This window comes from Oleiphilus sp. HI0086 (assembly GCF_001635225.1).
Genome location: NZ_LWFZ01000457.1, coordinates 1 through 293 on the forward strand (window position 1 = coordinate 1; position 293 = coordinate 293).

Annotated in this window: 1 protein-coding gene; it reads right to left on the reverse strand. The window is 47.1% G+C overall.

Translation table 11 applies throughout. From position 1 onward, the window contains the following. Positions 1 to 293, reverse strand: a 293-nt coding sequence (locus tag A3756_RS05615; protein WP_068553037.1) for an NUDIX domain-containing protein, incomplete at both ends; no start/stop codon positions are given.

Below are 293 nucleotides of genomic sequence, written 5' to 3' on the forward strand. Positions count from 1 at the left end.
ATGCTCAACCAATGAGCAGCAATAATATCTTTATCGAGCTTATCGCTCTCTTTTTCAAGTGCTTCGGCGGCAAAGCAAAAGCGGTAATAACATACGCCATTTTGTGGGGCGGTATAGGTATATAAGCCAATAAATCCCGTGAGCTTGACGCGCCAGCCGGTCTCTTCCAACGTTTCTCGAATAGCGGCTTCTTGTATGCTTTCACCTTGCTCTATATGACCGGCAGGTTGGTTGAATACGGTTTTCCCATGAGAGCGTTCTTCAACGAGTAACAGCTTGCCATCTCGCTCGAC